We start from the raw sequence: 5695 nt of genomic DNA, 5'->3' as shown, positions 1-5695 counted from the left end.
GGGCGCCGGGGCACGAGGCTCCGGCGCCCCGGCGCGCGGTCAGACGCGGGCGCCCTCGCGGCGGCCCGCGGCCGCGGCGGCGATCCGGCCCATGGCGGTGTCCTTGCCGCAGGCGTACGCGCCGAGCGCCGTCTGCCGGGCCACGATGCCGCGTTCGGCACGCATGAGCCGCAGCCCGCGGCTGATCAGGTACGGGGCGGACTTGCGGCCCTCGCGCAGGTCGCGCAGCAGGCGGCGGCGGAACGTCGTCGACGGGCGGCCGCGCAGGCACAGGGCGTCGGCGAGCACGCCCAGTTCACGGCAGTGCCCGATGATGTCGGCGGCGAAGATGCCCTCCGCTATGAACAGCGGGGTGCGGCCTATGTCGAGGGTGGTCGTGCCCTTCCGCGAGCTCGTGGCGATGTCGTACACCGGCACGGCCGTGCGGGACGTACGGCACAGCTCGGCGATCGCGTCGACGGCGGCGCGGTGGTCCCAGGAACCCGGCGCGTCCCAGTCGGGGCCCGAACCGTCGGGGAGCGGCGGCAGCGTCGGGTCGTCGGCCTCCTTGTAGAAGTCGTCCAGGTTGAGGACGGGCAGCCCGGTGAGGGCCGCGAGGGACGATTTGCCGGAACCGGACGGGCCGGTCAGCAGGATGACGCGGGCAGGGCTCGAGTGGGATGTCACGGGACACCAGTGTGAGGCATTGGGCTGGATGGGGGATCCCCCCGGGTCGGGAGATGCGCACAGTGTCACGACTCCACTACGGTGCGTTGTCGTTCGCCCTCTCTCGTACCTCACGACCCGGCAGGTGCCCATGGCCTCGCACGCACGACACGCGCGCTCTCCCCATTCCCTCCCTTCGCGCAGGCTGATGCGCGTGGGACTGACTGTTTCCGCGGGTGCGGCCATCGTCGCGGGCGGCGCGGGGGCGGCGAACGCCGGCACGATCAAGCCTCTGGCTCCACGGGCGGAGCTCGGGGTGACCTCCCTCGACGCGGGCCTCCAGGGCGCCGACACGGCGCTGGGCGCGGGCACGGAGGGTGCCCTGATGGCCCTGACGCCGATGAAGCTCAACCCGCTGGCCGGTACGGGCAGCGACCCCTTCGACAACTCGGTCGCCACGCAGGTGGGCGAGCTGGAGCCGGTGAGCACGGCCTCCGTCACCCAGCCGCTGTCGCGCGGGGCCTCGCTGGGGAACCTCGGCCTGCTGGACCAGCTCAACGGGCTGCTCCCGGCCAGCCTGGTACCGAGCGTGCCGCAGCTGTAGAAGCAGCCGCAGAGCACGCGAAACGCCGTACGGGCCGGGCCCGTACGGCGTTTGCGCGGTGCTGCGGGGCAGGCGTCAGTAGGACGAGCCGCCCGCGCCCAGGGAGCCCGTGGGGTGCCAGACCGTGCGGGTCTCCAGGAAGGCCGTCATGCGGTCCGTGCCCGGCGTGGCCGCCCAGTCCACAGGCTGGGGACGGAGTACACGCTTGAGGTTGTCGGCCGCGGCGATCTCCAGCTCCTTCGCGAGCGCGGCGTCCGCACCGGCGAGGTCGATCGCGTTGACGTCCTGGTGCGCGGCCAGCGACGGGGTGATCTCCGCCGTACGGCCCGAGAGGATGTTGACCACACCGCCCGGGACGTCGGAGGTCGCCAGCACCTCACCGAGGGACAGCGCGGGCAGCGGTGCCTTCTCGGAGGCCACGACGACGGCCGTGTTGCCGGTGGCGATCACCGGGGCGAGTACCGAGACCAGGCCCAGGAACGACGACTCCTGCGGGGCCAGCACGGCGACGACGCCGGTCGGCTCGGTCGCGGAGACGTTGAAGAACGGGCCCGCGACCGGGTTGGTGGCACCGGTGATCTGGCCGATCTTGTCGGTCCAGCCCGCGTACCAGACCCAGCGGTCGATCGCGGCGTCGACGACGGCCGCGGCCTTGGCCTTGGACAGGCCCTCGGCCTCGGCCACCTCGCGGACGAACTGCTCCTTGCGGCCCTCCAGCATCTCGGCGACGCGGTAGAGGATCTGGCCGCGGTTGTACGCGGTGGCGCCGGACCAGCCGCCGACGGCCTTGCGGGCCGCCACGACCGCGTCACGGGCGTCCTTGCGGGAGGACAGCGGGGCGTTGGCCAGCCAGTTGCCCTTCGAATCGCTCACCTCGTACACCCGCCCGCTCTCGGACCGGGGGAACTTGCCCCCGACGAACAGCTTGTAGGTCTTGAAGACGCTCAGTCGCGCTGCGGACTCAGACATCGAGGTACGCCTCCAGACCGTGACGGCCGCCCTCGCGGCCGAAACCCGACTCCTTGAAGCCGCCGAACGGCGAGGTCGGGTCGAACTTGTTGAACGTGTTGGCCCAGACGACGCCCGCGCGCAGCTTGCTCGCGACGGCCAGCATGCGCGAGCCCTTCTCCGTCCAGATGCCCGCCGACAGGCCGTACTGCGAGTTGTTGGCCTTGGCGACGGCCTCGCCCGGGGTGCGGAAGGTCAGCACGGACAGCACCGGGCCGAAGATCTCCTCGCGGGCGATGCGGTGGGCCTGGGTGACACCGGTGAAGACCGTCGGCGCGAACCAGTAGCCCGAGGAGGGCAGCTCGCACGCCGGCGACCAGCGCTCGGCGCCCTCGGCCTCGCCGCTGTCGGCCAGCTCGGTGATCCGGGCCAGCTGCTCGGCGGAGTTGATCGCGCCGATGTCGGTGTTCTTGTCCAGCGGGTCGCCCAGGCGCAGCGTCGACAGACGGCGCTTGAGCGCGTCCATCAGCTCGTCCTGGACCGACTCCTGCACCAGCAGACGCGAGCCCGCGCAGCAGACCTGGCCCTGGTTGAAGAAGATGCCCTGGACGATGCCCTCGACGGCCTGGTCGACCGGCGCGTCGTCGAAGACGATGTTGGCGCCCTTGCCGCCCAGCTCCAGCGTGAGCTTCTTGTCCGTCCCCGCGACCGTGCGGGCGATGGCCTTGCCGACCGCCGTGGAGCCGGTGAACGCGACCTTGTTCACGTCCTCGTGCGCGACGAGCGCGGCACCGGTGGAGCCGTCACCCGTGACGATGTTGACGACGCCCTTCGGCAGGCCCGCCTGGCGGCAGATGTCCGCGAAGAACAGCGCCGAGAGAGGGGTGGTCTCGGCGGGCTTGAGGACGACCGTGTTGCCCGTGGCGAGCGCCGGGGCGATCTTCCACGCCAGCATCAGCAGCGGGAAGTTCCACGGGATGACCTGGCCCGCGACGCCCAGCGGGCGGGGGTTCGCGCCGTAGCCCGCGTGGTCGAGCTTGTCCGCCCAGCCCGCGTAGTAGAAGAAGTGCGCGGCGACGAGCGGGAGGTCCGCGTCGCGGGTCTCCTTGATCGGCTTGCCGTTGTCCAGGGTCTCCAGGACGGCGAGCTCGCGGCTGCGCTCCTGGATGATCCGGGCGATGCGGAAGAGGTACTTCGCGCGCTCGGCGCCCGGCAGCGCCGACCACTTCGCGAACGCCTTGCGGGCGGCCTTCACCGCGCGGTCCACGTCCTCGGCGGAACCCTGCGCGACCTCGGAGAGCACCTCCTCGGTGGACGGGCTGACCGTCTTGAAGACCTTGCCGCCGGTGGCCTCGGTGAACTCACCGTCGATGAACAGGCCGTAGGACGGGGCGATGTCGACGACCGCGCGTGACTCGGGCGCGGGTGCGTAGGCGAATGCCTTGCCGGGTGCCATGTCGGTTGTTGCCATGTCGGTCAGTCCACCGTCACGTAGTCGGGGCCGGAGTAACGGCCGGTCGCCAGCTTCTGCCGCTGCATCAGCAGGTCGTTCAGCAGGCTGGAGGCACCGAAGCGGAACCAGGTGTTGTCCAGCCACTCCTCGCCCACGGTCTCGTTGACCAGGACCAGGAACTTGATCGCGTCCTTCGTGGTGCGGATGCCGCCGGCGGGCTTCACACCGACCTGGACACCGGTCGCGGCGCGGAAGTCGCGCACGGCCTCCAGCATGAGGAGCGTGTTGGCCGGGGTCGCGTTGACCGCGACCTTGCCGGTCGACGTCTTGATGAAGTCGGCGCCCGCGAGCATGCCGATCCAGGAGGCCCGGCGGATGTTGTCGTACGTCGACAGCTCGCCCGTCTCGAAGATCACCTTGAGGCGGGCCTTGTCACCGCACTCGGCCTTGACGGCCGTGATCTCGTCGTAGACGTCCAGGTAACGGCCGGCGAGGAACGCGCCGCGGTCGATCACCATGTCGATCTCGTCCGCGCCCGCGGCGATGGCGTCACGGGTGTCCGCCAGCTTCACGGGCAGCGCGGCGCGGCCCGCGGGGAACGCGGTGGCGACGGACGCGACCTTCACGTCCGTACCGGCCAGGGCGGCCTTCGCGGTGGCCACCATGTCCGGGTAGACGCAGACCGCGGCCGTGCGCGGCGTCGTCCGGTCGGTCGGGTCGGGGAGCACGGCCTTGGCGGCGAGGGCCCGGACCTTGCCCGGGGTGTCCGCGCCTTCCAGCGTCGTCAGGTCGATCATCGAGATCGCCAGGTCGATGGCGTAGGCCTTCGACGTGGCCTTGATCGAACGGGTGCCGAGCGAGGCGGCGCGGGCTTCCAGCCCGACCGCGTCTACGCCCGGAAGGCCGTGCAGGAAGCGGCGCAGCGTGCTGTCGGAGGCGGTCACGTCCGCCAGGTCCTTCAGCCGCCCCGCGGCGTCGGCGTCATTGCCTGGTGCGGGAACTGTGGTGGGCATGGTCACCAGATGAGCATATCTACGCGCGTAGCGCGTGTCACCCCCCGGATCGCGGCGGTTGTGGGACGGCCGCGGGACGGCCTCGGGACGGGGGACGGGAGGGGGCTGTGGGGCAGAATCTGGCGCATGACTCGCCCGGGTGACTCGTCTTCTGTATATGCCGACCGTAGTTATCGCTCGCCTGCCGGGATCGTCGGCGGCGTGCTGCTGCTTGCTGTCGCCGCCTGGCTGGGGGGCGACGCCGTCTTCCGGGGGTCCGGGCGGACGCCCTGGGTGGCGCTCGCGGGGCTGCTGTTCGTGGTGCCGCTGATCATCGCGTTCACGCTGCGGCCTGTCGTTTTCGCGGGGGAGCGGCGGCTGCTGGTGCGGAACCCGTTCCGGACGATCACTTTGCCGTGGGGGTGCGTGGAGGACGTGCGCGCCGCGTACTCCAGCGAGGTGTTCGTGGCGGACGGCGCGAAGTACCAGATGTGGGCCATCCCGGTGTCGCTGCGGAAGCGGAAGGCGGCGGCCCGGCGGGGTGGTGGTGACGGGGGTGATCCCTTGTCCTCGCAGGTGTCCTCGCAGACGCTCTCGCAGGGGCCTGCGCAGGCCCCTGCGGATCAGGCGATCTCGGAGATCCGGGAGCTGGCCGGGCGGCATGCGGATGTGTCGGGGGAGCCGGTGGTGCGGTGGGCTTTCGAGGTGATCGGGCCGTCGGTGGTGGGGGCTGTGCTGCTGGTCGTTCTCGGGGTGTTGGGCTGACGTGATCCTGTCTTTCCCGGAGGAGGCGGTTCCGGGCGATCTGCGGGCGCAGGTGCTGGAGCTTCAGGAGGAGGCTTGGCCGGCTTCGGCTTCGGCTTCGGCTCCGGCTTCGGCTTCGGGTGGGGCCGTCTCCGGTGGTCCGGTTCATGATCCTTTGCTGCGGCCGCTGTCGATGCTGCTCGTGGATGGCGGCGGGGTGGACGGCGGGGTGGTGCTGGCCGCGTTGGACGTGCTGTCCAAGGAGATCGTGCACGCGGGTGGGCGCTATGCCGTCGGCGGGCTGAGCAC

The 5695-nt window shown here is 71.3% G+C and carries 6 protein-coding genes and 1 pseudogene; 3 read left to right on the top strand and 4 right to left on the bottom strand.

Features of this window, described 5'->3' with window-relative positions:
- Positions 1-39 precede the first annotated feature (39 nt).
- Positions 40-666, bottom strand: coding sequence for a uridine kinase (locus tag K6I34_RS30095; RefSeq protein ID WP_229330724.1), 627 nt, complete (start codon positions 664-666; stop codon positions 40-42).
- Positions 667-859: 193 nt separating this feature from the next.
- On the opposite strand from K6I34_RS30095, the gene K6I34_RS30090 reads away from it, so the two are divergent.
- A complete protein-coding gene (locus K6I34_RS30090; RefSeq protein WP_229330722.1) occupies positions 860-1249 on the top strand; it encodes a hypothetical protein in 390 nt (129 codons plus the stop codon).
- Positions 1250-1324: 75 nt separating this feature from the next.
- Here K6I34_RS30090 and K6I34_RS30085 read toward each other — a convergent pair whose 3' ends face one another.
- The 3 genes from K6I34_RS30085 to deoC are packed head-to-tail and all read right to left on the bottom strand — an operon-like array spanning position 1325 to position 4663.
- Positions 1325-2218: an aldehyde dehydrogenase family protein gene (locus K6I34_RS30085; protein ID WP_229330720.1), complete on the bottom strand. Its 894-nt coding sequence runs from the start codon at positions 2216-2218 to the stop codon at positions 1325-1327.
- Positions 2211-3653: an aldehyde dehydrogenase family protein gene (locus K6I34_RS30080; protein WP_229330729.1), complete on the bottom strand. Its 1443-nt coding sequence runs from the start codon at positions 3651-3653 to the stop codon at positions 2211-2213. Before K6I34_RS30080 ends, K6I34_RS30085 begins: the two co-directional genes overlap by 8 nt.
- A 20-nt stretch (positions 3654-3673) precedes the next feature.
- Entirely contained in the window at positions 3674-4663 is a 990-nt protein-coding gene (gene deoC, locus K6I34_RS30075; protein WP_229330726.1) for a deoxyribose-phosphate aldolase, read from the bottom strand.
- A 126-nt stretch (positions 4664-4789) separates the two neighbouring features.
- Here deoC and K6I34_RS30070 point away from each other — a divergent pair, with 126 nt between their 5' ends.
- Together K6I34_RS30070 and K6I34_RS30065 are read left to right on the top strand one after the other, a co-directional pair.
- Positions 4790-5407 (top strand): PH domain-containing protein, encoded by a 618-nt coding sequence (locus K6I34_RS30070; RefSeq protein ID WP_229330719.1) that lies wholly within the window; start codon positions 4790-4792, stop codon positions 5405-5407.
- A 1-nt stretch (position 5408) separates the two neighbouring features.
- Positions 5409-5695: pseudogene (locus K6I34_RS30065) on the top strand (GNAT family N-acetyltransferase); the annotation flags it as partial.

Origin of the sequence: Streptomyces sp. UNOC14_S4 (assembly GCF_020740835.1) — a bacterium.
In the GTDB taxonomy this organism is placed as follows: Bacteria; Actinomycetota; Actinomycetes; order Streptomycetales; family Streptomycetaceae; genus Streptomyces.
The sequence above is the reverse complement of the archived record's forward strand: the minus strand, read 5'-3'. Positions and strand labels throughout refer to the sequence as shown.

Coding starts and splice junctions, on each gene's coding strand:
- K6I34_RS30085 (WP_229330720.1), bottom strand. CDS start 2,218: ATGTCTGAGTCCGCAGCGCGACTGAGCGTCTTCAAGACCTACAAGCTG.
- K6I34_RS30080 (WP_229330729.1), bottom strand. CDS start 3,653: ATGGCACCCGGCAAGGCATTCGCCTACGCACCCGCGCCCGAGTCACGC.
- deoC (WP_229330726.1), bottom strand. CDS start 4,663: ATGCCCACCACAGTTCCCGCACCAGGCAATGACGCCGACGCCGCGGGG.
- K6I34_RS30070 (WP_229330719.1), top strand. CDS start 4,790: ATGACTCGCCCGGGTGACTCGTCTTCTGTATATGCCGACCGTAGTTAT.